At 70.4% G+C, this 22,136-nt stretch carries 22 protein-coding genes, 1 tRNA gene and 8 pseudogenes; 24 read left to right on the top strand and 7 right to left on the bottom strand.

The annotated features are described in order from the left end of the window. The first annotated feature begins 109 nt into the window (after window positions 1-109). From LP418_RS07610 to LP418_RS07595, 4 genes are all read left to right on the top strand, one after another. Window positions 110-1,222 carry an LCP family protein gene (locus tag LP418_RS07610; protein ID WP_257955862.1) on the top strand — a complete coding sequence of 371 codons (1,113 nt, stop codon included), beginning with the start codon at window positions 110-112 and terminating at the stop codon, window positions 1,220-1,222. Window positions 1,223-1,586: 364 nt separating this feature from the next. After that, window positions 1,587-2,351 carry an LCP family protein gene (locus tag LP418_RS07605; RefSeq protein ID WP_257955861.1) on the top strand — a complete coding sequence of 255 codons (765 nt, stop codon included), beginning with the start codon at window positions 1,587-1,589 and terminating at the stop codon, window positions 2,349-2,351. Beyond that, window positions 2,339-2,593 carry a hypothetical protein gene (locus tag LP418_RS07600; protein WP_257955860.1) on the top strand — a complete coding sequence of 85 codons (255 nt, stop codon included), beginning with the start codon at window positions 2,339-2,341 and terminating at the stop codon, window positions 2,591-2,593. Before LP418_RS07605 ends, LP418_RS07600 begins: the two co-directional genes overlap by 13 nt. Then, entirely contained in the window at window positions 2,590-2,781 is a 192-nt protein-coding gene (locus LP418_RS07595) for a hypothetical protein (RefSeq protein ID WP_257955859.1), read from the top strand. The genes LP418_RS07600 and LP418_RS07595 overlap by 4 nt, the downstream gene beginning before the upstream one ends. Before the next feature lie 275 nt (window positions 2,782-3,056). Here the strand turns inward: LP418_RS07595 and LP418_RS07590 are convergent, their stop codons facing one another. From LP418_RS07590 to LP418_RS30455, 4 genes and pseudogenes are all read right to left on the bottom strand, one after another. Continuing rightward, a complete protein-coding gene (locus LP418_RS07590; RefSeq protein WP_257955858.1) occupies window positions 3,057-3,275 on the bottom strand; it encodes an MscL family protein in 219 nt (72 codons plus the stop codon). 70 nt (window positions 3,276-3,345) lie between these two features. Beyond that, window positions 3,346-3,402 (bottom strand): annotated as a pseudogene (locus tag LP418_RS07585) (large conductance mechanosensitive channel protein MscL); the annotation flags it as partial. A 63-nt stretch (window positions 3,403-3,465) separates the two neighbouring features. Further along, entirely contained in the window at window positions 3,466-4,083 is a 618-nt protein-coding gene (locus LP418_RS07580) for an SAF domain-containing protein (protein ID WP_257955857.1), read from the bottom strand. 317 nt (window positions 4,084-4,400) lie between these two features. Further along, window positions 4,401-4,463 (bottom strand): annotated as a pseudogene (locus tag LP418_RS30455) (FmdB family zinc ribbon protein); the annotation flags it as partial. Window positions 4,464-4,558: 95 nt separating this feature from the next. Between LP418_RS30455 and LP418_RS32800 the strand changes: the two are divergent. The 3 genes and pseudogenes from LP418_RS32800 to LP418_RS07560 form a co-directional block, all read left to right on the top strand. Then, window positions 4,559-5,116: pseudogene (locus LP418_RS32800) on the top strand (penicillin acylase family protein); the annotation flags it as partial. Window positions 5,117-5,189: 73 nt separating this feature from the next. Continuing rightward, window positions 5,190-7,194, top strand: a pseudogene (locus LP418_RS07565) (penicillin acylase family protein). A gap of 16 nt (window positions 7,195-7,210) precedes the next feature. Next, entirely contained in the window at window positions 7,211-7,927 is a 717-nt protein-coding gene (locus LP418_RS07560; protein WP_257955854.1) for an AIM24 family protein, read from the top strand. On the opposite strand, the gene LP418_RS07555 is transcribed toward LP418_RS07560, so the two are convergent. Continuing rightward, the gene (locus LP418_RS07555) at window positions 7,917-8,330 is read right to left on the bottom strand and encodes a 5-formyltetrahydrofolate cyclo-ligase (RefSeq protein ID WP_257955853.1); all 414 of its coding nucleotides are present in this window, start codon (window positions 8,328-8,330) and stop codon (window positions 7,917-7,919) included. The two genes, LP418_RS07560 and LP418_RS07555, sit on opposite strands and share 11 nt — an antisense overlap. Before the next feature lie 197 nt (window positions 8,331-8,527). On the opposite strand from LP418_RS07555, the pseudogene LP418_RS07550 reads away from it, so the two are divergent. The 7 genes and pseudogenes from LP418_RS07550 (at window position 8,528) to LP418_RS07520 (ending at window position 13,981) form a co-directional block, all read left to right on the top strand. Further along, window positions 8,528-9,910, top strand: a pseudogene (locus LP418_RS07550) (UTP--glucose-1-phosphate uridylyltransferase). After that, window positions 9,903-11,132 (top strand): molybdotransferase-like divisome protein Glp, encoded by a 1,230-nt coding sequence (glp, locus tag LP418_RS07545; RefSeq protein ID WP_257955852.1) that lies wholly within the window; start codon window positions 9,903-9,905, stop codon window positions 11,130-11,132. The pseudogene LP418_RS07550 and the gene glp overlap by 8 nt, the downstream one beginning before the upstream one ends. A 162-nt stretch (window positions 11,133-11,294) precedes the next feature. Then, window positions 11,295-11,765, top strand: coding sequence for a cyclic pyranopterin monophosphate synthase MoaC (gene moaC, locus LP418_RS07540; protein WP_257955851.1), 471 nt, complete (start codon window positions 11,295-11,297; stop codon window positions 11,763-11,765). Between the two features lie 117 nt (window positions 11,766-11,882). Next, complete coding sequence (locus tag LP418_RS07535) at window positions 11,883-12,233, top strand: MogA/MoaB family molybdenum cofactor biosynthesis protein (RefSeq protein WP_257955850.1); 351 nt, start codon at window positions 11,883-11,885, stop codon at window positions 12,231-12,233. Window positions 12,234-12,359: 126 nt separating this feature from the next. After that, window positions 12,360-12,911 (top strand): GNAT family N-acetyltransferase, encoded by a 552-nt coding sequence (locus LP418_RS07530; RefSeq protein ID WP_257955849.1) that lies wholly within the window; start codon window positions 12,360-12,362, stop codon window positions 12,909-12,911. Window positions 12,912-13,238: 327 nt separating this feature from the next. Then, a complete protein-coding gene (locus LP418_RS07525) occupies window positions 13,239-13,757 on the top strand; it encodes a hypothetical protein (protein ID WP_257955848.1) in 519 nt (172 codons plus the stop codon). Window positions 13,758-13,908: 151 nt separating this feature from the next. Then, window positions 13,909-13,981 (top strand) — tRNA-Ala (locus LP418_RS07520). A 192-nt stretch (window positions 13,982-14,173) separates the two neighbouring features. On the opposite strand, the gene LP418_RS07515 is transcribed toward LP418_RS07520, so the two are convergent. After that, the gene (locus tag LP418_RS07515) at window positions 14,174-14,947 is read right to left on the bottom strand and encodes a hypothetical protein (protein ID WP_257955847.1); all 774 of its coding nucleotides are present in this window, start codon (window positions 14,945-14,947) and stop codon (window positions 14,174-14,176) included. A gap of 96 nt (window positions 14,948-15,043) precedes the next feature. Beyond that, window positions 15,044-15,799, bottom strand: a complete 756-nt coding sequence (locus LP418_RS07510; RefSeq protein ID WP_257955846.1) for a phospholipid carrier-dependent glycosyltransferase — start codon at window positions 15,797-15,799, stop codon at window positions 15,044-15,046. A 38-nt stretch (window positions 15,800-15,837) separates the two neighbouring features. Between LP418_RS07510 and rsmI the strand changes: the two are divergent. The 10 genes and pseudogenes from rsmI to LP418_RS32785 all read left to right on the top strand — a co-directional run. Further along, window positions 15,838-16,687, top strand: a pseudogene (rsmI, locus tag LP418_RS07505) (16S rRNA (cytidine(1402)-2'-O)-methyltransferase). Next, window positions 16,674-16,949 carry a hypothetical protein gene (locus LP418_RS30445; RefSeq protein WP_336275928.1) on the top strand — a complete coding sequence of 92 codons (276 nt, stop codon included), beginning with the start codon at window positions 16,674-16,676 and terminating at the stop codon, window positions 16,947-16,949. Before rsmI ends, LP418_RS30445 begins: the two are co-directional and overlap by 14 nt. Before the next feature lie 58 nt (window positions 16,950-17,007). Next, window positions 17,008-17,559, top strand: a complete 552-nt coding sequence (locus LP418_RS30440) for a TatD family hydrolase (RefSeq protein ID WP_336275927.1) — start codon at window positions 17,008-17,010, stop codon at window positions 17,557-17,559. A 254-nt stretch (window positions 17,560-17,813) separates the two neighbouring features. Beyond that, window positions 17,814-18,944 carry a resuscitation-promoting factor gene (locus LP418_RS07495; protein ID WP_272496320.1) on the top strand — a complete coding sequence of 377 codons (1,131 nt, stop codon included), beginning with the start codon at window positions 17,814-17,816 and terminating at the stop codon, window positions 18,942-18,944. A 46-nt stretch (window positions 18,945-18,990) separates the two neighbouring features. Continuing rightward, a pseudogene (gene rsmA, locus LP418_RS07485) lies at window positions 18,991-19,854 on the top strand (16S rRNA (adenine(1518)-N(6)/adenine(1519)-N(6))-dimethyltransferase RsmA). Between the two features lie 212 nt (window positions 19,855-20,066). After that, entirely contained in the window at window positions 20,067-20,564 is a 498-nt protein-coding gene (locus tag LP418_RS30435) for a GHMP family kinase ATP-binding protein (RefSeq protein WP_336276030.1), read from the top strand. Then, the gene (locus LP418_RS07480) at window positions 20,458-20,778 is read left to right on the top strand and encodes a hypothetical protein (RefSeq protein ID WP_336276029.1); all 321 of its coding nucleotides are present in this window, start codon (window positions 20,458-20,460) and stop codon (window positions 20,776-20,778) included. The genes LP418_RS30435 and LP418_RS07480 overlap by 107 nt, the downstream gene beginning before the upstream one ends. Next, complete coding sequence (locus tag LP418_RS32795) at window positions 20,708-21,004, top strand: ATP-binding cassette domain-containing protein (RefSeq protein ID WP_442940142.1); 297 nt, start codon at window positions 20,708-20,710, stop codon at window positions 21,002-21,004. The genes LP418_RS07480 and LP418_RS32795 overlap by 71 nt, the downstream gene beginning before the upstream one ends. A 22-nt stretch (window positions 21,005-21,026) precedes the next feature. After that, window positions 21,027-21,659, top strand: a complete 633-nt coding sequence (locus LP418_RS32790) for an ATP-binding cassette domain-containing protein (protein WP_442940141.1) — start codon at window positions 21,027-21,029, stop codon at window positions 21,657-21,659. Further along, window positions 21,646-22,017, top strand: a pseudogene (locus LP418_RS32785) (ATP-binding cassette domain-containing protein); the annotation flags it as partial. The gene LP418_RS32790 and the pseudogene LP418_RS32785, both read left to right, overlap by 14 nt. Window positions 22,018-22,136 lie beyond the last annotated feature (119 nt).

The raw sequence follows: 22,136 nt of genomic DNA, 5'->3' as shown, positions 1-22,136 counted from the left end.
GAGGGCCTTTGGTTGCCGGCGGACGGACGAGGGTCCCATCTTCGCGCATCCCACCCAGCGTGGTGAATTCGTGCGGGCGCGGACGAGGGCGAGAATCGAGCTTCCCCAGATGAAGGTGGTCGTGGTCGTGGACGTGACGGACGCGAACTCGCGCACGATCGCTCGGGTGATCCTGACCAGCTGCGTGGTGCTGGCGATGATGACCGCACTCGGGACCGTGCTCACCTACCGCCACCTCAACGGCAACCTGACGACCGTCCCCGGCATCGAGGAGATCGACGACCGCCCCGAGGTCCTCTACGAGGGCGACGGCCAGCCGCTGAACATCCCGGTGATGGGGTCGGACTCTCGCGAGGGCGACGACAACGACATCGACGGGGAGGACCCCGCCAACGGTGCGCGGAGCGACACCACGGTCGTCCTGCACATCTCGGCCGACCGCGAGAGCGCCTACGGCATCTCCATCCCGCGTGACTCCGTCGTCGACCGTCCCGACTGCGGTGACGACAACGAGATCGCCGGCGAGACGGACGCGAAGTGGAACGCCGCCTTCTCGTTCGGCGGGCCCCTGTGCGCGGTGGAGCAGGTCGAGCAGACGACCGGGATCCGCATCGACGACTTCGTCGTCATCGACTTCAACGGCTTCAAGGAGATGGTCGACGCCGTGGGTGGCGTCGAGATCTGCGTCCCGGAGGAGATCGACGATCCGGCCAAGCAGATCTTCGTGCCCGCCGGGACCAACGTCCTGCGAGGCGACCGGGCGCTCGACTACGTGCGTGTGCGTGACAACGTCGGCTCGGAGTCCGACCTCGGACGCATCAAGCGCCAGCAGAACTTCATGGCGTCGATGATCAACAAGGTCGTCTCCAGCGGCACGCTGACCCGCCCTGACCGGGTGATCAAGTTCCTCAGCGCGGCCACCGGGTCGCTGGTCACCAGCGAGGGGCTGGACAGCGTGCGAGAGCTCGGCGACCTCGCCGTGCAGCTGCGCCGTACCGGGCTCGACGACATCAGGTTCGTGACGGTCCCGTGGGAGTACGACGACGAGTACGGCGTGCACTGGTTGCCCGAGTCGAAGGGGCTGTTCCGCAGCGCGATCATGGACGAGCCGCTCAGCGCGAAGCTGTCCTCCGACGCGATCGACGCCGGGCGGCCGCGCGGCTCGGAGGAGGGCTCGACCGGGTCGTCGTCCGAGGCAGCCGACAACGGCCTCTGCTCCTGATCGGCGCGAATTTGTCCTTGACCCGGATACGGTGACAATTTGAGCCGCTCGCGTATGTTGCGAGGCGTCGCCCGTCAGCGGGCTCCTGAGGCAAAGGTTGTGGTCTGAGTCGTGGCAGGTTGGTCGAGCCCCGGAACGGACGCGCCTGCACCCAAGCGCAAGGCGGAGACCAAGCGCAAGCACACCGTCGGCCGGGTGATGCTGGCCAGCACCGTGGTGCTGGCGCTGGTGACCGCGCTCAGTGTGGTGTTCCTCTACCGACACCTCAACGGCAACATCGCCACGCAGGACCTCTCGGTCCTCGGCGACCGCCCCGAGAAGGTCTATCGCGGCAACGGCGAGCCGCTCAACATCCCGGTGATGGGTGACGACACCCGTTCGGGGACCGACAACGCCATCGACCGGGGAAACCGGCGGTGGCTCCGACACCACGATCCCGGTGCACCTCTCGGCCGACCGGAAGCGGTCCTACGCCATCTCGATCCCGCGCGACTCGATCGTCGACCGCCCGGAGTGCGAGGACAGCGCGGCCGCGACGGACGTCATGTGGAACGCCGCCTACTCCGAGGGCAAGGCGTTGTGCACGGTCGCCCAGTTCGAGCAGAACACCGACATCCTGGTCGACCACTTCGTGGTCATCGACTTCAACGGCTTCGGCGAGATGGTCGACGCGGTCGACGGCGTGCCGGTCTGCGTGCCCGAGCCCATCGTGGACAAGGCGCACCAGATCTACGTGCCCGCCGGCGATCCCTCCATCCTCTCGGGCGACGAGGCCCTCGACTACGTGCGCGCCCGGTATGTGGGCGAGCTCGCGCAGCAGAACGACCTCAGCCGGATCAAGCGCCAGCAGACCTTCATCGCGGCCCTGATCCGCAAGGTGAAGTCGGCCGGCACCCTGACCCGTCTGGATCGCGTCGTGGGTTTTTCTGGACGCGGCGACCCGTTCCCCGGAGACCGACGAGGGCCTCGGCTCGGTGACGCGCATCGGCAAGATCGCCCTGCAGCTGCAGAACGTCGGCCTCGACAACATCAAGTTCATCACCGTGCCGACGGCCTACTTCCCCGCTCGACTCCGACTTCAAGGGCAAGGTCTACTGGACCGAGGCGGCCGACACGATGTGGCAGCTGATCAACGAGGACAAGGCGCTGCCGAAGGCACTGCTCGCCGAGGCCCTCACGGCCGAGCCGCCCAAGACGTCGAGCGAGGCCACCGAGACGCCGGCCCCGACGGAGACGCCCACCGAGACTCCCGCCGAGACTGAGTCCCCCTCCGAAGAGGCCTCCCCGACGGAGACGCCCACCGAGACAGAGACGACCACTCCGACGGACGAGCCCACGCCCGAGGAGACGACACCCGGGATCTGCGCGTGAGCGACAAGTCCGAGCCCGACAAGGGCAAGGCCAAGCCCGAGCCGGAGTGGGTACGCCGCAAGCGGCTCGCCGCAGTGTTCGGTGACGTGCTCCCGGAGCAGACCAGCGACGACACCGCCCCCTCCGCCGGCCGAGATGGCAAGGGCGACGAGTGGTACCGCGACCGGGTGCCGCCGCACCACGGCTGAGCCGGCCGGCTGGTCGCCGTACGCCCGGGCTCTCGCGACAGCGGTGAGCCACCCACATTTCCTGGCTCAGAAATGAGGCCTTGACACCGCCCGTTCGGCGGGTCCCCACGGACACGCCGCTCCGAGGTGGCACAGCCACATTCTCGAGCTCCGGAATGTGGCTCACTCACCGCTACCGGGAGGCCGGGGAGACCGGGGAGTGGGGCCGGAGCAAATGCACGAACGGCCCGCCCCCGAGGGGCGAGCCGTTCGATGAGTGCTGTGAGCGGTGAGACTCAGCCACGCGCCTTGAGGGCGTCGCGGATCTCGGTGAGCAGCTCGGTGTCGCTCGGTCCCGAGGCCTCGGCCGGGAAGAACTTCTCCTTGGCCTTGGTGTAGGGCACGACGACGAAGAAGTAGACGACGGCACCCATGACGACGAACGCGATCACGGCGTTGAGGAAGAAGCCGAGGTCGCCGAGCACGGCGCCCTCGAAGACGTCCCTGGAAGGCACCCGGCAGCAGGCCGGTCAGCCACGCGCTGAAGGACGTGACCACGGCCGCGAACGACAGCGCCATGATCAGACCGACCGCGATCTCGACAAGGTTGCCCTTGAGGATGAAGTTCTTGAATCCACTCATTGCATTATCTCCTTGCGTGACCCCGAGAGACGGAATCAATCAATGTCAGGACAAACTGGCACGTTAGCGGGTATATGCGACCGTAAGAAACTCCCTCACGGTGGCGGCGGAGACAATTTTCTCCCGCTCAGGCGTGATCCCGGCCACGATCAGGCGTCCGGTGAGCGTCGAGTCGGTGGTCGCCGGGGGTGGAATGGCCAGCACCGGGACGTCCGTGGCCAGCTCGGTGGCCGAACCGGTCTCCGGGTCGACGGAGCTCAGGTCGATGCGATCGCCGACCCGCAGCAGCTCGACCACGGCAGGGTCGGGAAGGCGCAACGGCAGCACCGTCAGCTCGGGATGGGCCTCGGCCAGTGAGGAGCCGACGAAGCGCCGATCGGTGATCGCCTCTCCCCGTCGAAGAGGCGCGGCCAGCACCTGACCGGCGACCGACGAGGTCAGCCCGTCGGGCGCCGGGTCGGCCGGCCACGCCACGATCGAGACGTCCTGCGCCGTCAGGGGTGACCCGGCCGCCGGGTCGCGTGCCGCGACCGGCACCTCGACCGTCGGCGGCCCCGGACCGACGGTCGTGCGCAGGGCGGCGAGCACCGCCATCGCGACGAGCAGCGCGGCCGGGGGCCGCCGGCGGGCCGGGATCGCGCGACGGAGGGCGCGCAGCCTGCGGCGTACGGAATCGAGCATGGGGCGACGCTAGGTCGCGACCCGGACATTTCGCCTGTGCTCGTCCACAGGGGACGAGCGGGGTCAGTCGCTCGAGGAGCCTGTGGACGGCTTGGGGCTCGAGGTCGTGGTCGACGACGAGGCCGTCGAGGAGGAAGACGAGGAGGAAGACGAGGAGGAAGAAGACGACTCGCTCTTGGCGGCGGGCACCGTCGACGACGATCCCGCGCGGCTGTCGGTGCGGTAGAAGCCCGAGCCCTTGAACACCACACCCACGGCGTTGAACACCTTGCGCAGTCGGCCCGGCACACCGGGCACTCGGTCAGCGAGTCGTCGCTGAAGCTCTGGAACTGCTCGAACGCGTGCCCGCACTCGGTGCAGGCGTACTGATAGGTGGGCATGAGAAACCTTGCTGGCCGGCGCTTCGGGGAACCCGATCCGGCGTGCCCGCGACTCGCTGGCACTCCACCCGATCGACTGCCAAGCGTACGGCACAATGCCTGATGAGATGACCGAGCAACCGACGACCAGCCCCGACGACGACTTCTCGCTGCGCGCGCTGTTCCGCACGGCGCCGCGCAAGGTGCGCTGGTCCGCCTACACGGCGGCCGCTCTCGCCCTGCTGATGGTCGCTCTCCTCCTGACCACTGCCGCGTTCGTACGGCGACCCGTGCCCGACACCGATGGCGAGCTCGAGCTCACGGGACTCGACGCGGAGGTCGAGGTGATCCACGACGACCACGGGATCGCGCAGATCTACGCCGACACCGACGCGGACCTGATGCGCGCGCAGGGTTTCGTCGCCGCGCAGGACCGGTTCTTCGAGATGGACGTCCGACGCCACGTGACGTCCGGTCGGCTCTCCGAGCTGTTCGGCGAGGACGGGCTGGAGACCGACAAGTACATCCGCACCATGGGCTGGCGCCGGGTCGCGGAGGAGGAGTGGGGACTGCTCGAGACCGAGACCCGTGACGCCCTGACGGCCTATGCCGAGGGGGTCAACGGCTACCTCGAGCAGAACGGCACCAGCGAGATCGCGGTCGAGTACACCATCCTCGGGCTGACCGGTCTCGACTACGAGCCCGAGCCGTGGGAGCCCTGCAGACTCGCTGGCGTGGCTCAAGGCGATGGCGTGGGACCTGCGCGGCAACATGGACGACGAGATCGCCCGGGTGATGGCCAGCCTCGACCACTCGCCCGAGGAGCTCGCCGCGCTCTACCCCGCCTACGACACGGACGCGCACCCGCCGATCGTCGGCACCGGCGGGGTCGTGGACGAGGTCTTCGAGCAGAACGCCACCCGCAACTCGACCCGCAACCCGCGCCGGCCGGCCTACAACGACGAGACCGTCCGCGCCCTCGCCGACCTGCAGGCGGGCCTCGACCGGCTCCCCGAGCTGCTCGGCCGTGGCGACGGCATCGGCTCCAACTCGTGGGTGGTCGACGGCGAGCACAGCTCGACCGGACAGCCCTTGCTCGCCAACGACCCGCACCTCGGCATCAGCCAGCCCGGCATCTGGATGCAGACGGGCCTGCACTGCCGCGAGGTCACCAGCGACTGCACGCTCGACGTCTCCGGCTTCACGTTCTCGGGCGTGCCGGGCGTGATCATAGGGCACAACGCCGACATCGCACGGGGCTTCACCAACCTCGGCCCCGACGTCACCGACCTCTACCTCGAGCAGATCGACGGCGAGAGCTGGATCCCGGGACGGCGAGGCCGGGCCGCTGACGTTGCGCACCGAGACGATCAAGGTCCGCGACGGCGACGACTTCGTCCTGCACATCCGCGAGACCGCCCACGGGCCGCTGCTCAGCGACGTCTCCAAGGAGCTCAGCACCGTCGGCGCCAACGCCCCCACGGACGAGCCGGGGCCGCGCGGCAACGGCTATGCCGTGGCGTTGCAGTGGACCGCGCTGCAGCCGACCACGACCGCCGACGCGGTGCTGGGTCTCAACCGCGCCGGCACTGGGACGAGTTCCGCGCTGCCGCGAGCGACTTCGCCGTACCCGCGCAGAACATGGTGTACGCCGATCGCGCCGGCCACATCGGCTACCAGGGCGCCCGGCCTCGTGCCGATCCGCAAGTCCGGCAACGACGGCACGATGCCGGCCGAGGGCTGGCTGTCGGCCAACGACTGGACCGGCGACTTCATCCCGTTCGACGCGCTGCCCAACGTGCTCGACCCCGACGAGGGGTTCATCGTCACGGCCAACCGGGCCGTGATCGACGACGACTACCCCTACTTCCTCACCGACGACTGGGACTTCGGCTACCGCTCGACCCGGATCCGCGAGCTGCTCGAGGCCGAGGGCGAGCTGTCCGTGGACGAGATGACGAGCCTGCAGCTCGACACCACCAACCCGATGGCCGCGACGCTGGTGCCCTACCTCCTCGACATCGAGGACCTCGGCTCGAGCTACTACCGCGACGGCCGGGACCTCCTGCGGACCTGGGACTTCAGCCAGCCGGCGGACAGCGCCGCTGCGGCCTACTACAACGTCGTGTGGAGCAACCTGCTGAGCCTGACCTTCCACGACGAGCTGCGTGAGGGGATCTGGCCCAACGGCGGCGACCGCTGGTTCGCCGTGGTCAGCAACCTGCTGCGCGACCCGGCCGGGCCGTGGTGGGACGACAGCGAGACGGAGGGCGTCACCGAGTCGCGCGACGACATCCTGCGGCAGGCGATGCTCGACGCCCGCGACGAGCTGACCAAGCGCCGGGCGCTGGACGCCGATGAGTGGACACGGGGCCACCTGCACCGGCTCGACCTGCACCACGCGACGCTCGGCGAGTCCGGCGTCGCGCCGATCGAGCGGCTCTTCAACCGCGACGAGCACGGCGTCGGCGGCGGCCCGAGCATCGTCGACGCGACCAGCTGGGACGCGGCCTTCGGCTACGAGGTCACGGCCGCCCCGTCGATGCGCATGGTCGTCTCCCCGGCCGACTTCGACCGCTCGCTCTACATCAACCTCACCGGCGTCTCCGGTCACCCCGGCTCCTCCCACTACGGCGACCAGACGGAGCTCTACGTCAACGGCGACTACCTGCCCCGGCCGTTCTCCCGCGACGCGATCGTCGAGGCGGCCGACGACACGTTGATCCTGAAGCCTGCCGACGCGACGGACTGATGACTAGGCTCGCCGCATGAAGAGTGACCTGTTCGCCCGGGACAACCTCGAGATCGGTGACGGGCAGCGGTTCGCCCTCCAGAACAGCCACATGCTCCGGGTCTCGCTCGGCCCCGAGGTGCTCGCGGTCAAGGGCGGGATGGTGGCCTACCGGGGCCAGATCCGCTTCGACCACGAGAAGTCCGGCTCGATGGTCAAGCTGCTGAAGAAGGTCGTCACCAGCGAGGACATCCCGTTGATGCGGGTCTCCGGCCGGGGCGAGGTCTTCTTCGCGCAGGAGGCCGGCACGGTCCACCTCGTGACCCTCGAGGGCGACGGCATCTCGGTCAACGGCCGCAACCTGCTGGCCTTCGACGCGGCGATGGAGTGGGACATCAACCGGGTCAAGGGCGCCGGCATCATGGCAGGCGGCCTCTTCAACACCACCGTGCGCGGCACCGGCACCGTCGCGCTCTGCACCGTCGGCAAGCCGGTCGTCCTCGACTGCTCCCAGCAACCGACGTACGTCGACGTGCAGGCCGCCGTCGCCCGGTCGAGCTCGCTGGTGCCCAACGTCGTGTCGAGCATGAACATGAAGTCGATGCTGCGCGGCGGGTCGGGCGAGGCGTTCCAATATGCCTTCCACGGCCCCGGGTTCGTGGTCGTCCAGCCCTACGAGTGGGTCAACCCCGCGACCGCGTCCGGCGGCGGTTCCGGCGGCGGCGGACTGCTCGGCGACCTGCTCAAGGGCTGAGCACGCCCGCCTCCGTGACCACGTGCGTCACCCGGCGGTCGTGGGGCTCGGTCGGGACGTCGAGCCCGGTCTCGTTCTCGTGCAGGAGTACGGCGACGGGCACACCGGCGCCGACGCGCGCCAGCGCCCGGTCGTAGGAACCGCCCCCGCGACCCAGCCGGTCACCGTCGGCCGACGCGGCGAGCCCCGGCACGAGCACCACCTCGGCCTCGGCGATCGCCTCGACGCCCAGCCGGGGACCGGCGGGTTCGAGCAGGCCACGGCTGGCCGGCACGAGGTGGCCGTCGAACTCGCACCAGTCGAGGTCGTTGTCCGCGCGCAGCACCGGGAGCAGCACCCGCTTCCCGGCCGCGCGCAGTGTGTCGAGCAGCAACCCCGTCCCCGGCTCGCGTCCGACGGACACATAGGCAGCGACGGTGGCGCATCGGCGTACGGCATCCCGGGGCGAGGACGTGGGCGGCGATCGACTCGGCGATCACGACGGAATCGGCCAGCGGCCGCTCTCGCCGAGCGGCCGGGAGCTGGTCGCGCAGGGCGGCCTTCGTGACCGCGACAGGGGGCTGGGCTGGTGTTGGCACGCAATCAGCCTACGATCGGAGCATGGGTAGCAAAGGGCTCGAGACGGCGCGCGCCAAGATGCAGGACGAAGGTGTCGATCCCGTCGCCATCGACACCTTCGCGCACTACTACCGCCTGCTGGAGCACGGCGAGACCGGGATGATCCCCGAGTCGAGCATCGCGCCGCTCGACATGGAGTCGCTGGCCGACGTCGAGGTGAGCGACGACGTCGCGGCGGAGGCGATCCGCAGGACCGCGGTGATCAAGCTCAACGGTGGCCTCGGCACGTCGATGGGCATGGACCGCGCCAAGTCGCTGCTGTGCGTGCGTCGCGGGTTGAGCTTTCTCGACATCATCGCCCGCCGAGTGCTGCACCTGCGCACGAAGTACGACGCCCCGCTGCCGCTGATCTTCATGAACTCCTTCCGCACCTCGGCCGACACGATGGCCGCGCTCGCGCTACTGACGGCCTCGCGGTCGACGGCCTGCCGCTGGAGTTCCTGCAGAACAAGGTGCCCAAGCTGCTCGCCAAGGACCTCGTCCCGGCGTCCTACCCGAAGAACCCCGACCTCGAGTGGTGTCCGCCCGGCCACGGCGACCTCTACACCGCGCTGCGCGGCACCGGCGTGCTCGGCCAGCTGCGCGACGCCGGCTTCAAGCACGTCTTCGTCTCCAACTCCGACAACCTCGGTGCGGTGCCGGACCCCCGTGTGGCGGGCTGGTTCGCGCAGAGCGGCGCGCCGTTCGCGATCGAGGCCGTACGCCGCACCGCCTCCGACCGCAAGGGCGGACACTTCGCCACTCGCAAGGCCGACGGCCGCATCGTGCTGCGCGAGACGGCCCAGACGCTCGAGTCCGACCGGGAGTCGCTGGCCGACCTCGACCGCCACAAGTTCACCTCGACCAACAACCTGTGGTTCGACCTCGACGCGATGACCGAGGCGCTCGACGCCCGGCAGGGCATCCTCGGTCTGCCGATGATCCGCAACGTCAAGCACCTCGACCCGGCGGACAAGACGACGCCCGAGGTGATCCAGATCGAGACGGCGATGGGCTCCGCGATCGAGATCTTCGAGGGCGCCCGCACCATCGAGGTCGGGCGCGACCGGTTCGTGCCGGTCAAGACGACCAACGACCTGTTGGTGCTGCGCTCCGACATCTACGACCTCGGCGGCGACTTCGTCCTCGACCCGGGCGGCCGAGGGCGTGCCGTTCATCGATCTCGACGGCGACTTCTACAAGCTCGTCGGCGACTTCGACAAGCGCTTCCCCGAGGGGGCGCCGTCGCTGCGCGAGGCCACCTCGCTGGTCGTGGACGGCGACGTGACGTTCGGCCATGGTGTGAAGGTCGTCGGCGACGTGAAGATCAAGGCGCCGAGCGCCCAGCGCATCGACGCATCGGCCGTGCTGGACGCCAATGGCTGAGCTGCTGCCGGTCCCCGACCCGGTCGAGCGGATCCCGGCCTCGGTCTCGCCGCTGCCCGACTTCCCGCAGCCCCTGATGGAGGCGCTCGGGCTCGCGCTCGCGGAGGACGTCTCGGCGACGATCTCCCTGCCGGGCTTCGACAACTCCGGCATGGACGGCTATGCCGTGACCTACGCCGATGTCGCGACCGCCTCCGACGACACGCCCGTGCAGCTGCCGGTGGTGGGGGAGATCGGGGCAGGCCAGGCCGGCCTGATGGCCCTCTCGCCCGGCACCGCCGCCAAGATCATGACCGGCGCCCCGGTGCCGGCCGGATGCGACGCGATCGTGCCCTACGAGTGGACCGATCGTGGTGTCGCCCGAGTCCGCATCACCGGGGCGCCCGGCAAGCACCAGCACATCCGCTTCGCCGGCGAGGACGTCGCCGAGGGCGACCTCCTGCTCGAGCACGGCACCGTCCTCGGTCCGCGCCACCTCGGCCTGCTCGCGGCCGTCGGGCGCGCCACCGTGCGCTGCCGGCCGCGGCCACGCGTCGTGGTGATCTCCACCGGCTCCGAGCTGCGCGAGCCCGGCACGACGCTGAGCCGCGACTCGATCTACGACGGCAACTCCTACCTCCTCGCCGCCTCCGCCCGGGCCGCCGGCGCCATCGCCTACCGCGTCGGCATCGTGCCCGACGACCCGCGGACCTTCACCGACGCGCTCAGCGACCAGCTCGTGCGTGCCGACCTCGTCGTCACCAGCGGCGGCGTCAGCGAGGGCGACTTCGACGTGGTCAAGGAGGCGCTCTCGTCGCTCGGCTCGGTCTGGTTCGGCGGCGTTGCGATGCAGCCGGGCAAGCCGCAGGGCTTCGGCACCGTCGGCGACGACAACACCCCGATCTTCACGCTGCCGGGCAACCCGGTCTCGGCCTACATCTCCTTCGAGACGTTCGTGCTGCCGGCGATCCGCCGGATGATGGGCAAGCTGCCCTACTCGCGACCGCTCACCCGCGCTCGCCTGACGCACGGCATCTCCTCGCCGGCGGGCAAGCAGCAGATGGTGCGCGCGTCATGGGACCGCGACGGCGGTGGCGCGTTCGTGTCCCCGGTCGGCGGCCACGGGTCGCACCTGCTCGGCGACCTCGCGGCGAGTGATGCACTCATCGTCGTACCCCCCGACACCGCTGCTCTGCAGGCCGGCGACATGGTGCAGGTGCTCCGGCTGGACGAGGCGTTTTAGGCCGTGTCTCCCAATCCCATGGCCTGCTGCGCGCCGCCCGGCACGCGCGTTGGGCCGCGTTGTCGTCAGTCGCCATGGCTCCGCCATGTCTCCCTCCTCCGCCTTGCCACCACACGCCCCGGACGACGCTCGCGACGGCCGAGAATTGGGAGACACGACCTGATGACATCCTTCTCGCACATCGACGACGCCGGCGCGGCCCGGATGGTCGACGTCTCCGGCAAGGCCGTCACGGCGCGTACGGCGAGCGCGTCGGGCCGCGTCCTCGTGTCGGCGGCCGTCATCGGGCTGCTGAGAGGCGCGGGCGTGCCCAAGGGCGACACGCTCGCGGTGGCCCGGCTGGCGGGGATCATGGGCGCCAAGCAGACGCCGTCGCTGATCCCGCTCTGCCACCCCCTCGCGCTGTCGTCGGTCACCGTCGACCTCACCGTGACCGACGAGTCCGTCGACATCGTCGCGACCGTTGCCACCACCGACCGGACCGGCGTCGAGATGGAGGCGCTCACCGCGGTCGCGGTCGCCGGCCTCACTGTCATCGACATGGTCAAGGCGGTCGACAAGGCCGCGGTGATCACCGACGTGCGGGTCGAGACGAAGTCCGGCGGCAGGTCGGGCGACTGGAAGCGGCCGTGAAGGCTGTCGTCGTCGTCGCGTCCAACCGGGCCGCGGCGGGCGTCTACGCCGACGAGACGGGTCCGCTGATCGTGGCGTGGCTCGTCGACCGGGGGCTTCGAGGCGGGCGCGCCCGTCGTGTGTCTCGACGGCGAACCCGTCGGCCGGGCGATCTCCGCAGCAGTGACGGACGGCGCCCGCGTCGTCCTCACCACCGGCGGCACCGGGCTGACCCCGACCGACCGCACGCCCGAGGTCACCCGACCGCTGCTCGACCGCGAGGTGCCGGGCATCGCCGACGCGATCCGCGCCTACGGCGTGGGCAACGACATCCCGACCGCGATGCTCTCGCGCGGCGTGGCCGGCGTCATCGGCTCGTGCCTCGTGGTCAACCTGCCCGGCTCGCGCGGTGGTGTGAAGGACGGACTCTCCGTGCTCGCACCCGTCCTGCGCCATGCGGTGGAGCAGATCGTGGGCAGCGACCATTGATGCCGGTGAAGATCCCCCGACCGCCGGTGCGCGGCTGGCCCGCGTTCCTCGCCGACGGCGCGGTGGCGCTGCGACCGCTCGAGGCTGCCGACGCGCAGGCCCGGCGCGACGTCCGCACCCGCAATCATGACTGGCTCACTGAGTGGGAGGCGACGCTGCCGCCCGGCGACTCCGATCCCGCGGGGCAGCTATGCCCGGGTCATCCGTCGGTTGCGCCGGCTCGCCCGGCAGGGCCGAGCGATGCCCTTCGCGGTCGAGGTCGGTGGCCGGTTCGCCGGTCAGGTGACCGTGAACAACATCGTGCGCGGGTCGGCCCAGTTCGCCTCGATCGGCTACTGGCTCGACCGCGCGGTGGCCGGTCGCGGCGTGATGCCGATCGCCGTGGCGATGGTGATCGACCACTGCTTCACCGCCGCCGGTCTGCACCGTGTCGAGATCAGCATCCGCCCGGAGAACTCCAACTCCCTGCGCGTCGTGGAGAAGCTCGGCATGCACGAGGTCGGCTATGCGCCACGGTTCCTGCACATCAACGGCGAGTGGCGAGACCACCGGATCTTCGCGGTGACCGTCGAGGACTGTCCCGAGGGGATGCTGCGCGCGTCCTGCGCTGACATTTCACTCGAGTCACACGAGTTCCCTTGCGACACACCTATGGACTTGCGCCCCACGCTGCGCTAGGGAACCTAACCTCAGACATGTGGACCCGAGCGCTCTGATCTTCGTTGCCCCGGCGGTGGCCCGGGGCCGTCTACCTCATCCCGAAGGCGCTCGAGCACCATGACGAGGCCGTCCGCAGCCGCTCGGTCGAGCGCTTCTCGGCGACCATGCGGGTGCTCGCCCGTCGCGAGCCCATCAGCCGTCGCGACGCCCGCCTCGTCGTCACGCCCGGCCGTCAGACCTCAGCGCCGACCGTCGAGACCAAGGCGTCCAGCGCCGCGCCGACGCAGCCGTCGTACGCCGCACGCCGGGCCGCCGCCGCGAAGGCCACCGAGGCGCCGGCGCAACGTGCTCGGGCTGATCCTGCTCGTCAACACCGTCGTCATCGGGCTGGCCGTCGCGCACGTGCTCGTGTGGCCGTCCGTGGCCGTGCCCGCCGGGCTGCTCGTCGCCCGGCTGGTCGCCTGCCGGGTCATGGTCAAGGGCGAGCGCGCCGCCGCCCGCCCGGCGCAGGCTTCTGTTGGTTCGAGCCCGGCGCCCGTCGCCAGCCCTCTCGAGATCATCTTCGAGCTCCCCGAGACCGTCGACTCGCCCCTCGTCGAGGACGTGCCCGCCGAGCTCCCCGAGACCGCCCGGGCGGCTCCGGACCGTGCCGAGGGCGCGTGGGACATGGTGCCGACCACCTTGCCGACCTACGTCTCGAAGGCGCCCGCTGTTCGCCGTACGGTCCAGACGATCGACCTCGACTCCACCGGTGTCTGGTCCTCGGGCCGCAACGACGACGACTCCGCCCTCGCCCGCGAGGCCGAGGAGTCACAGCGCACCGCTCGCGCCGCAGCCGACGAACGCCGCGCGTCCGGCTCCTGACGCTCGCTCGCCCGCCAGTTCGTCGGACGTTGTCCGGGACGTCCGACGAAGCGGCTGCCCGGGCCACCGGACTGTCGGACGTCCCGCCGGACGTCCGGGCAGGCGCGATTGGGCGACCCCGTTTGGCGGCTGGTATCTTTTCCAATCGCTTGGGGGTGTGGCGCAGCTGGTAGCGCGTCTCGTTCGCATCGAGAAGGCCGGGGGTTCGAGTCCCCTCACCTCCACAAGCACCAACGGCCCGTCATGAGACGGGCCGTTCGGCATTTTGTGGTCACCCGGGATGAACTTCCACCCGAGCGAGTCGAAGTTCAGGTGGCTTCCGTCGCTCCTGAGCGTGATGGCCGATGAACTTCCACCCGAGCGAGTGGAAGTTCAGGTGAGGGCGGGCTGGCGATGAGCGCTCCACCGAGAGCTCATCAGATCCAGCGGGTGAACCAGATCCGCCGCAGCCACTCGTCGTGTGTGAGCAGCTGGTCGGTCCACACGGGCCAGAACCACGCAAAGGCGATCACCGCCAGCACGACGTACGAACCGGCGATCACCACTCCGGCGGTACGGCGCGGGGTGGGCACGTTGGACGTGCCGACGATGCTGCCCGGGGCCAGTGTCAGGGCGAGCACCACGAAGGGCAGGGAGGCGATGGCGTAGAAGAGGAAGATCGGCCGGTCGTCGTACATCATCCGGGGCAGCCGGGTGGAGCCGACGCCGACGACGGCGACCCCGAAGCGCCAGTCCCGGCCGCCGAGCCAGCGGATCACCGCGAAGCCGAGTGCCAGCGCGCCGGCCCACCAGATCAGCGGGTTGCCGAGCAGCAGGATCTGGCGCAGGCACGTGGAGCCCGCCGGCGCGTCGCAGCCCCGGGTGTCCGGCTTGATGTCGAGCTGCACGTCGACGCCGAGGGGGCGCGCCATCAGCAGCCAGCCGGCCGGCTTGGACGCGTAGACGTGGGTGGCGTCGTTGAGGAAGTGCGCGTGGAAGTTGTAGACGGCGCGGTGGTAGTCCCACAGCGAGTGCAGGGACTGGGTGACCTCGCCGATGCCCTCGGCGTCGTCCCGGCTCGCGGTGGCCCGAGCCTTCCCGCCGTCGTAGGTGACGTACTGCGAGTTGCTCAGCGTCGACTTCTCGTAGTCGTTCGCGTGGATCAGCCAGCCGGTCCAGCTGGTCACGTAGACCACGAGGGCGACCAGCACCGGGCTGGCGAAGGCGATCGGGCCGTCGACGAAGAGTGCCCTGAGCAGGGCTCGCGGGTGTGCGGAACGCGCGGCGTGCGCCGTAGTTCCACGCCGTCAGCAGCAGGCCGAAGGCGGCGAGCGGGGAACATCGCCGTCCACTTGGTGCCGACCGCCGGGCCGAAGGCGACGCCGGCGGCGATCAACCGGGGCCGGAACAGGGCTCGGGTGGCGCCCTTCGCCAGCCCGCGCGCGGAACCATTGTCGGTCCGCCACGACGCAGTGGACCCCGAGCAGGATGAAGAAGGCGAGGAAGATGTCGAGCAGCGCCAGCCGGGACAGCACGAGCTGCAGTCCGTCCATCGCGAGCAGGAGCCCGCCGAGGAGTCCGAGCGCGGTCGATCCGGTCACGCGGCGGACGAAGCGGCACATCACCAGCACCATCAGCGAGCCGACCACGGCGGCCGCGATGCGCCAGCCGAAGGGGTCCATGCCGAAGGCCTTCTCGCCCAGCGCGATGATCCACTTGCCGACCTCGGGGTGCACCACCATCGAGGGGGTTTCTTTCCACAGGTCGAGCGTGCTGCCGTTGAGGATCGTCTTGTCCGCGTCCTCGACATATTCGCGCACGAAGCCGTTGTTGAGCATCGACCACGCGTCCTTGGCGTAGTACGTCTCGTCGAAGCTGAACTGGTGCGGCGTGCCGAGCTTCCACCAGCGCATGAAGAACGCCGGGCCGGTGACCGCGAGGGCGCCCACCCACCCGATGAGCGGGTCCTCCGTGCGCCAGCGCGGCTTGGCACGCTCCTCGGCGGTGGGGACCTCGCTCCCTGCCGCAGTGCGCGACAGGCTGACGGTGGCAGGAGCGGTCACGAACGAGACTCTAGTGAGTGCCTGACATGATCGGGCACATGTCGTCCGCCTCGTCCTCCGCCGGGGTGCTCGTGCTCGCCGCCACGCCCATCGGCCGGGCCGGCGACGCGCCGCCGCGTCTGGCCGCGGAGCTCAGCGGTGCCGACGTGGTCGCGGCCGAGGACACCCGCCGGCTCAAGCGGCTGACCAGCGACCTCGGCATCACGCTGACCGGTCGCGTCGTGTCCTACTTCGAGGGCAACGAGTCGGCCCGCACGCCCGTGCTGCTGGCCGCCCTGCTCGCCGGCGAGCGCGTCGTGCTGGTGACGGACGCCGGCATGCCCAGCGTCTCGGACCCCGGTTATCGGCTCGTCGTCGCGGCGGTCGAGAACGACGTCCACGTCACTGCCGTGCCCGGCCCCAGCGCCGTACTCACTGCTCTGGCCGTGAGCGGATTGCCCGTCGATCGCTTCTGCTTCGAGGGCTTCCTGCCGCGCAAGGCCGGGGAGCGGAGTCGTCGGCTGACCGGCCTCGCACGCGAGGAGAGGACGATGGTCTTCTTCGAGGCGCCGCACCGCACCGAGGCGGCGCTCGCCGCGATGGCCGACGCCTTCGGTGGCGAGCGCGCCGGGGCCGTGTGCCGCGAGCTGACCAAGACCCACGAGGAGGTACGTCGAGGGCCGCTCGCCGAGCTCGTCGCATGGGCCGCGGAAGGGGTTCGCGGAGAGGTGACCATCGTCGTCGAGGGCGCGCCTGCGCTGGCCGAGGTCGACACCGACGCCGAGTCGTTGCGCGCCGCCGTCGCCGAGGAGGAGGCCGCGGGCGCGACCCGCAAGGAGGCGATCGCCGACGTGGCTCGCCGGGCCGGCGTCCCGGAAACGGGAGGTGTACGACCTTGTCCACAAGTGAGCCAACGCGCGCCCGCGCCGCCACCGAGGAGAAGTCCGGAGCGAAGCGCGACCGCGAGCGACCGACTGCTCCCGAGCCGCTGCCGCTGCCCGTCGTCGACAACCACTGCCACCTCGACATCGCGGACGGCGAGTGGCTCGACACCCTGCGGAGCCATCGACCCGGCCGCGTCGGTCAACGTCACCCGCATCGTTCAGATCGGCTGCGACCTGCCAGGGCGCCCGCTGGGCCGTCGCTGCCGCCGCCGAGCACCCCGAGCTGATCGCCGGGGTCGCGCTGCACCCCAACGAGGCCCCCGTGTCGAGGACCTCGACGCCGCCATGGCCGAGATCGAGGCACTCGCCGGCGCGCACGACAAGGTGCGAGCCGTGGGGGAGACCGGGCTCGACCACTTCCGGACGGGCGACGACGGGCGTGCGGTGCAGGTGGAGAGCTTCCGTCGGCACATCGACCCGGCCAAGCGGCTCGACAAGACGCTGGTCATCCACGACCGGGACGCGCACGCCGAGGTGCTCCGGGTCCTCGAGGAGGAGGGCGCGCCCGAGCGCTGGGTCATGCACTGCTTCTCCGGCGACGTCGACTTCGCGCGTGCCTGCCCGGACCGGGGTGCGCACCTGAGCTTCGCCGGCACCGTCACGTTCAAGAACGCCGCTCACCTGCGGGTCGCGCTGGCCGCGGCGCCGATCGACCGGATCCTGGTCGAGACCGATGCGCCGTACCTCACGCCGAGTCCGTTCCGGGGCCGGCCCAACGCGTCCTACCTCGTCCCGCACACCGTCCGGGCGATGGCGGAGGTCCGTGGCGACGACCTCGAAACCCTCTGTGCGGCCATCGACGACAACACCGAGATCGCCTTCGGAGGGCCGTGGTGACCGCCGTCACCACCACCGAGACGCTGGCCACAAACGCCCGAAATTCACCTGATCGAATTGGCGTCATGAGAGGTGACCGTTATCGTCTTGTGATTGTTGGCCGGGATCGGGAACGATTCGCCAGCGCCCGGAGGGGGTTTGAGCCCTCTCCGCGAGTCCCCCGCTCGCATCTCGCCCCACCGCACCAGGTGGTCACGGCTGCACGCGGACGCGCTGACGCCCCGAGGCCCGGATAGCTCGAAGTCCGGAGAAACGTGCGCTCACGCATCGTCACCCTCAGCAAGTCCAAGGCTGTCCTCGCGACCCTCGTGGCCGTCATCGTCGTCGCCGTCGGCGGCTCCACGATCGGCTACGCAGCCCTCAGCAAGTCGGTCACCCTGTCCCTCGACGGACAGGCGCAGACCGTCTCGGCCATGGGCGACACGGTCGGGGAGGTGCTCGCCTCGGAGGGCATCGAGCTCACCGACAAGGACCTCGTGGCCCCCGGCCTCGACGAGTCGGTTGCCGATGGCAGCCGCATCTCGGTCCAGTTCGGTCGCCCGCTCGAGCTGAGTGTCGATGGTGAGGAGCGCACCTACTGGGTGAACTCCACCGACGTGGCGAGCGCCCCGGGCGAGATCGGTCGCGGCTTCTCGAGCGCCGAGCTGTCCGCCTCCCGCGACGCCCTGATCTCGCGCAGCGGCATCCGCCTCGAGGTCACCACGCCCAAGACGATCACCGTCAAGGTCGGCAAGCAGGGGATCGAGAAGACCAAGGTCAAGGCGCTCACCGTCGCCGACGTCTTCGACGAGCTCGGTGTGAAGGTGTCCGAGCACGACATCGTCAAGCCCGCTCTCGACACCGAGATCTCCGACGGCGACAAGATCGTGCTCACCGACATCCGCATCGTCACGAAGCGGGTCAAGAACGAGAAGATCGACTTCACCGTCGTCGAGCGCCCCGACGCCTCGGCCTACGAGGGCGACGACGAGACCATTCGCGCCGGTGTCGACGGCGTGCGCGACGTGACCTACCGGCTGACCGTCCGCAACGGCAGGATCGTCCGTACCAAGGTCGTCACCGCCGACGTCGAGCGCAAGCCCGTCGACGCCATCGTCAAGGTCGGCACCAAGGAAGACCCCGCCGAGAACTTCGCCGGTGGCAGCACCGTCTGGGACGCCCTCGCGCAGTGCGAGTCGGGCGGCAACTGGGCCATCAACACGGGCAACGGCTACTACGGCGGCCTCCAGTTCAACCTCGGCACTGGCAGGCCTACGGCGGCACCGGCCTGCCGAGCCCGGGCCTCGCGAGAGACCCAGATCGCGGTCGCGACCCGCCTCCGCGACGCCTCGGGCGGGTACGGCGCCCGGCCGCACTGCTCCGCCGCGCTGGGCCTGCCTCGCTGATCGCGCTGATCGCGCTGATCGCGCGGTCGACATCTAGGCTCTGCGTATGACATCCCCTTCCGCCGGCCCGAGACTCCTCGGGCCGGCGGAAGTGTGTCGCTGGCCGCCGAGCTCGACCTGCGCCCCACCAAGCAGCGTGGCCAGAACTTCGTCATCGACGCCAACACGGTCCGGCGCATCGTCCGCGACTCCGGCATCGGTCCCGACGACGTGGTGGTCGAGGTCGGCCCCGGCCTCGGCTCGCTGACCCTCGGGCTGCTCGAGGTCGCCAAGCGTGTGGTGGCCGTCGAGATCGACCCGCTGCTGGCCGACCGGCTGCCGGCCACGATCGCGGACCGCGCCCCTGACCACGTCGACGCCTTCGAGGTCGTGCTCGGCGACGCCATGCGGATCGAGCAGATCCCCGGTCCGCCGCCGACCGCGCTCGTCGCCAACCTGCCCTACAACGTCTCGGTGCCGGTGCTGATCCACATGCTCACACTGCTCCCGTCGCTCGAGCGCGGTCTGGTGATGGTGCAGGCCGAGGTCGCCGACCGACTGGCCGCCGGGCCGGGCTCCAAGATCTACGGCGTGCCGTCCGTGAAGGCCGCGTGGTTCGCGGACGTGCGTCGCGCCGGGCTCGATCGGGCGCAACATCTTCTGGCCGATGCCCAACGTCGACTCGGGCCTCGTGGCCCGGACCCGTTGCGACCCGCCGGACACCACGGCCACCCGCGAGCAGGTCTTCACCGTCATCGACGCAGCCTTCGCCACTCGCCGCAAGCAGATCCGGGCGGCCCTGCGCCCCCTCGCCGGTTCGAGCGAGGCCGCCGAGCACGCGCTCGAGCAGGCCGGCATCGACCCGATGGCGCGTGGCGAGGTGCTGACCGTTGCGGACTTCGCGCGGATCGCCGAGGGCATGCCGTGGTGAGCGTGGTCGAACTGCCGCGCTCCGTCTCCGTCCGCGCGGCCGCGAAGATCAACCTGCACCTCGGCGTCGGCGCCCTCCGCGACGACGGCTTCCACCCGCTCGACACCGTCTACCGGGCGATCAGCTTGTACGACGACGTCACGCTCGCCTCCGCGGGCACTCCCTCGCTCGCGCTGGAGTGTGCCGACTACATCGACGCCTCCGACATCCCGATGGGCCAGAGCAACATCGTCTTCCGCGCGCTCGAGCTGATCCGGGCCCGCAGCGGTGGTGCCGGCACGGAGAGCGTCGAGGTCCTGAAGTCGATCCCCGTGGCGGGCGGCATGGCCGGTGGCTCGGCCGACGCCGCCGCGACCCTGCTGGCCTACGACCGGCTGCACCACGCCGACCTGCCCGACGCCGCGCTGCTCGAGATCGCGGCCGAGCTCGGCAGCGACGTCCCCTTCTCCCTCGTCGGGGGTACGGCGCGGGGCCGTGGCCGTGGCGAGGTCGTGCAACCGCTCGACGACCGTGGCTCCCGGTGGTGGGTGGCCGTCCCTGTCGACGACCGGTCTGTCGACGCCCGAGGTCTACGCGCACTTCGACAAGCTCTTCCCCCACGCACTGGCCGAGCCCGCCGAACCGGCCGATCTGCTGTCGGCCCCGGCCAGCGGCGAGGCGCTGCGCCCGGCGCGCGCCCTGCACAACGACCTGCAGGCGCCTGCCCTTGACCTGCGCCCCGAGCTCGGCACCCTGATCGACCGTGGCGAGAGCGAAGGCGCCCTGCGCGGCCCGGTCTCCGGCTCGGGCCCGACCTGCATCTTCCTGTGCGACTCGCTCGACGGCGCCCACGCCGTCGTGGCGGGCCTGCAGGGTGCGGGGCACGACGTCGTACTCATCGCGAACGGCCCTGTCGCCGGCGCACATCTCCCGGAGCGCCCCTGATGGCCAACCTGATCAACCTCGAAAAGTCTCGAAGGCGTACGGCGTCCGGCCGTTGCTGAGCGAGGTCTCGCTCGGCATCAACGTCGGCGAGCGCATCGGCATCGTCGGACGCAACGGCGACGGCAAGACGACCCTGCTCGAGGTGATGACCGGTCTCGAGGAGCCCGACTCCGGTCGTGTCTCGATGAACCGCGGCGTGGAGATCGGCTTTCTCCACCGGGGGTGACGAGCTCGTCGACACCCACACCGTGCGTGAGGCCGTGCTCGGCGGCCGCGCCGACCACGAGTGGCTGGCCGACTCGACCATGCGTGGCGTCGTCACCGAGCTGCTGGCCGGTGTCTCCCTCGACCGGCCGGTGCTCGGCCTCTCCGGTGGCGAGCGCCGCCGCTGCTCGCTGGCCGCACTGCTGCTCGGTGAGCACGAGCTGATCATCCTCGACGAGCCCACCAACCACCTCGACGTCGAAGCGGTCGCCCGGCTCGCCGGGCACCTCGTCCAGCGCTCCTCGGCGCTGGTCGTCGTCACCCACGACCGCTGGTTCCTCGACGAGGTCTGCCAGACGACGTGGGAGGTCCACGACGGCGTCGTCGACTCCTACGAGGGCGGCTACGCGTCGTTCGTGCTCGCCAAGGCCGAGCGCCAGCGCCGGGCCGGTGCCTCGGAGCAGCGCCGCCAACAGCTCGTGAAGAAGGAGCTCGCTTGGCTGCGTCGCGGTGCCCCCGCGCGTGCGGCGAAGCCGAAGTTCCGCATCGAGGCAGCCAACCAGCTGATCGAGGACGTGCCGCCGCCCGCGCGACCGCCTCGAGCTGCAGAAGTTCGCCACCCAGCGCCTCGGCAAGGACGTGATCGACCTCGAGCACGTCGACATGTCCCGCGGTGAGCGACAGCTGCTGAGCGACGCAACCCGGCGCCCGGGCCCGGGAGACCGCGTCGGCATCGTCGGCGTCAACGGTGCCGGCAAGACGTCGGTGCTGTCGCTGATCGCGGGCAGCCTCCAGCCCACCGCCGGGCGGGTCAAGCACGGCCGCACCATCGCGATGGAGCACCTCACCCGGGCCATCGACGAGGTCGACCCCAACGGCCGCGTCCTCCCGACGATCGAGGCGATCGCCCGCGTCACTCGCACCGCCACGGGCTCCGACATCACCGCGACGTCGATGCTCGAGCGCTTCGGTTTCACCGGCGACAAGCTCACCGCGCGGCTCGGTGACCTCTCCGGTGGCGAGCGCCGCCGCTTCCAGCTGCTCAAGCTGCTGCTCAACGAACCCAACGTGCTGCTGCTCGACGAGCCCACCAACGACCTCGACATCGACACCCTCAACGTCCTCGAGGACTTCCTCGACGGCTGGCCGGGCAC

Source organism: Nocardioides sp. B-3 (assembly GCF_024703895.1).
In the GTDB taxonomy this organism is placed as follows: Bacteria; Actinomycetota; Actinomycetes; order Propionibacteriales; family Nocardioidaceae; genus Nocardioides.
Note: the sequence above shows the minus strand (reverse complement) of the source record. Positions and strands in the feature narration are given on the sequence as shown.

Coding starts and splice junctions, on each gene's coding strand:
- LP418_RS07560 (WP_257955854.1), top strand. CDS start 7,211: ATGAAGAGTGACCTGTTCGCCCGGGACAACCTCGAGATCGGTGACGGG.
- LP418_RS07530 (WP_257955849.1), top strand. CDS start 12,360: ATGACTGGCTCACTGAGTGGGAGGCGACGCTGCCGCCCGGCGACTCCG.
- moaC (WP_257955851.1), top strand. CDS start 11,295: ATGACATCCTTCTCGCACATCGACGACGCCGGCGCGGCCCGGATGGTC.
- LP418_RS07600 (WP_257955860.1), top strand. CDS start 2,339: ATGTGGCAGCTGATCAACGAGGACAAGGCGCTGCCGAAGGCACTGCTC.
- LP418_RS30435 (WP_336276030.1), top strand. CDS start 20,067: ATGGGCCAGAGCAACATCGTCTTCCGCGCGCTCGAGCTGATCCGGGCC.
- LP418_RS07610 (WP_257955862.1), top strand. CDS start 110: ATGAAGGTGGTCGTGGTCGTGGACGTGACGGACGCGAACTCGCGCACG.
- glp (WP_257955852.1), top strand. CDS start 9,903: ATGGCTGAGCTGCTGCCGGTCCCCGACCCGGTCGAGCGGATCCCGGCC.
- LP418_RS30440 (WP_336275927.1), top strand. CDS start 17,008: ATGGCCGAGATCGAGGCACTCGCCGGCGCGCACGACAAGGTGCGAGCC.
- LP418_RS07580 (WP_257955857.1), bottom strand. CDS start 4,083: ATGCTCGATTCCGTACGCCGCAGGCTGCGCGCCCTCCGTCGCGCGATC.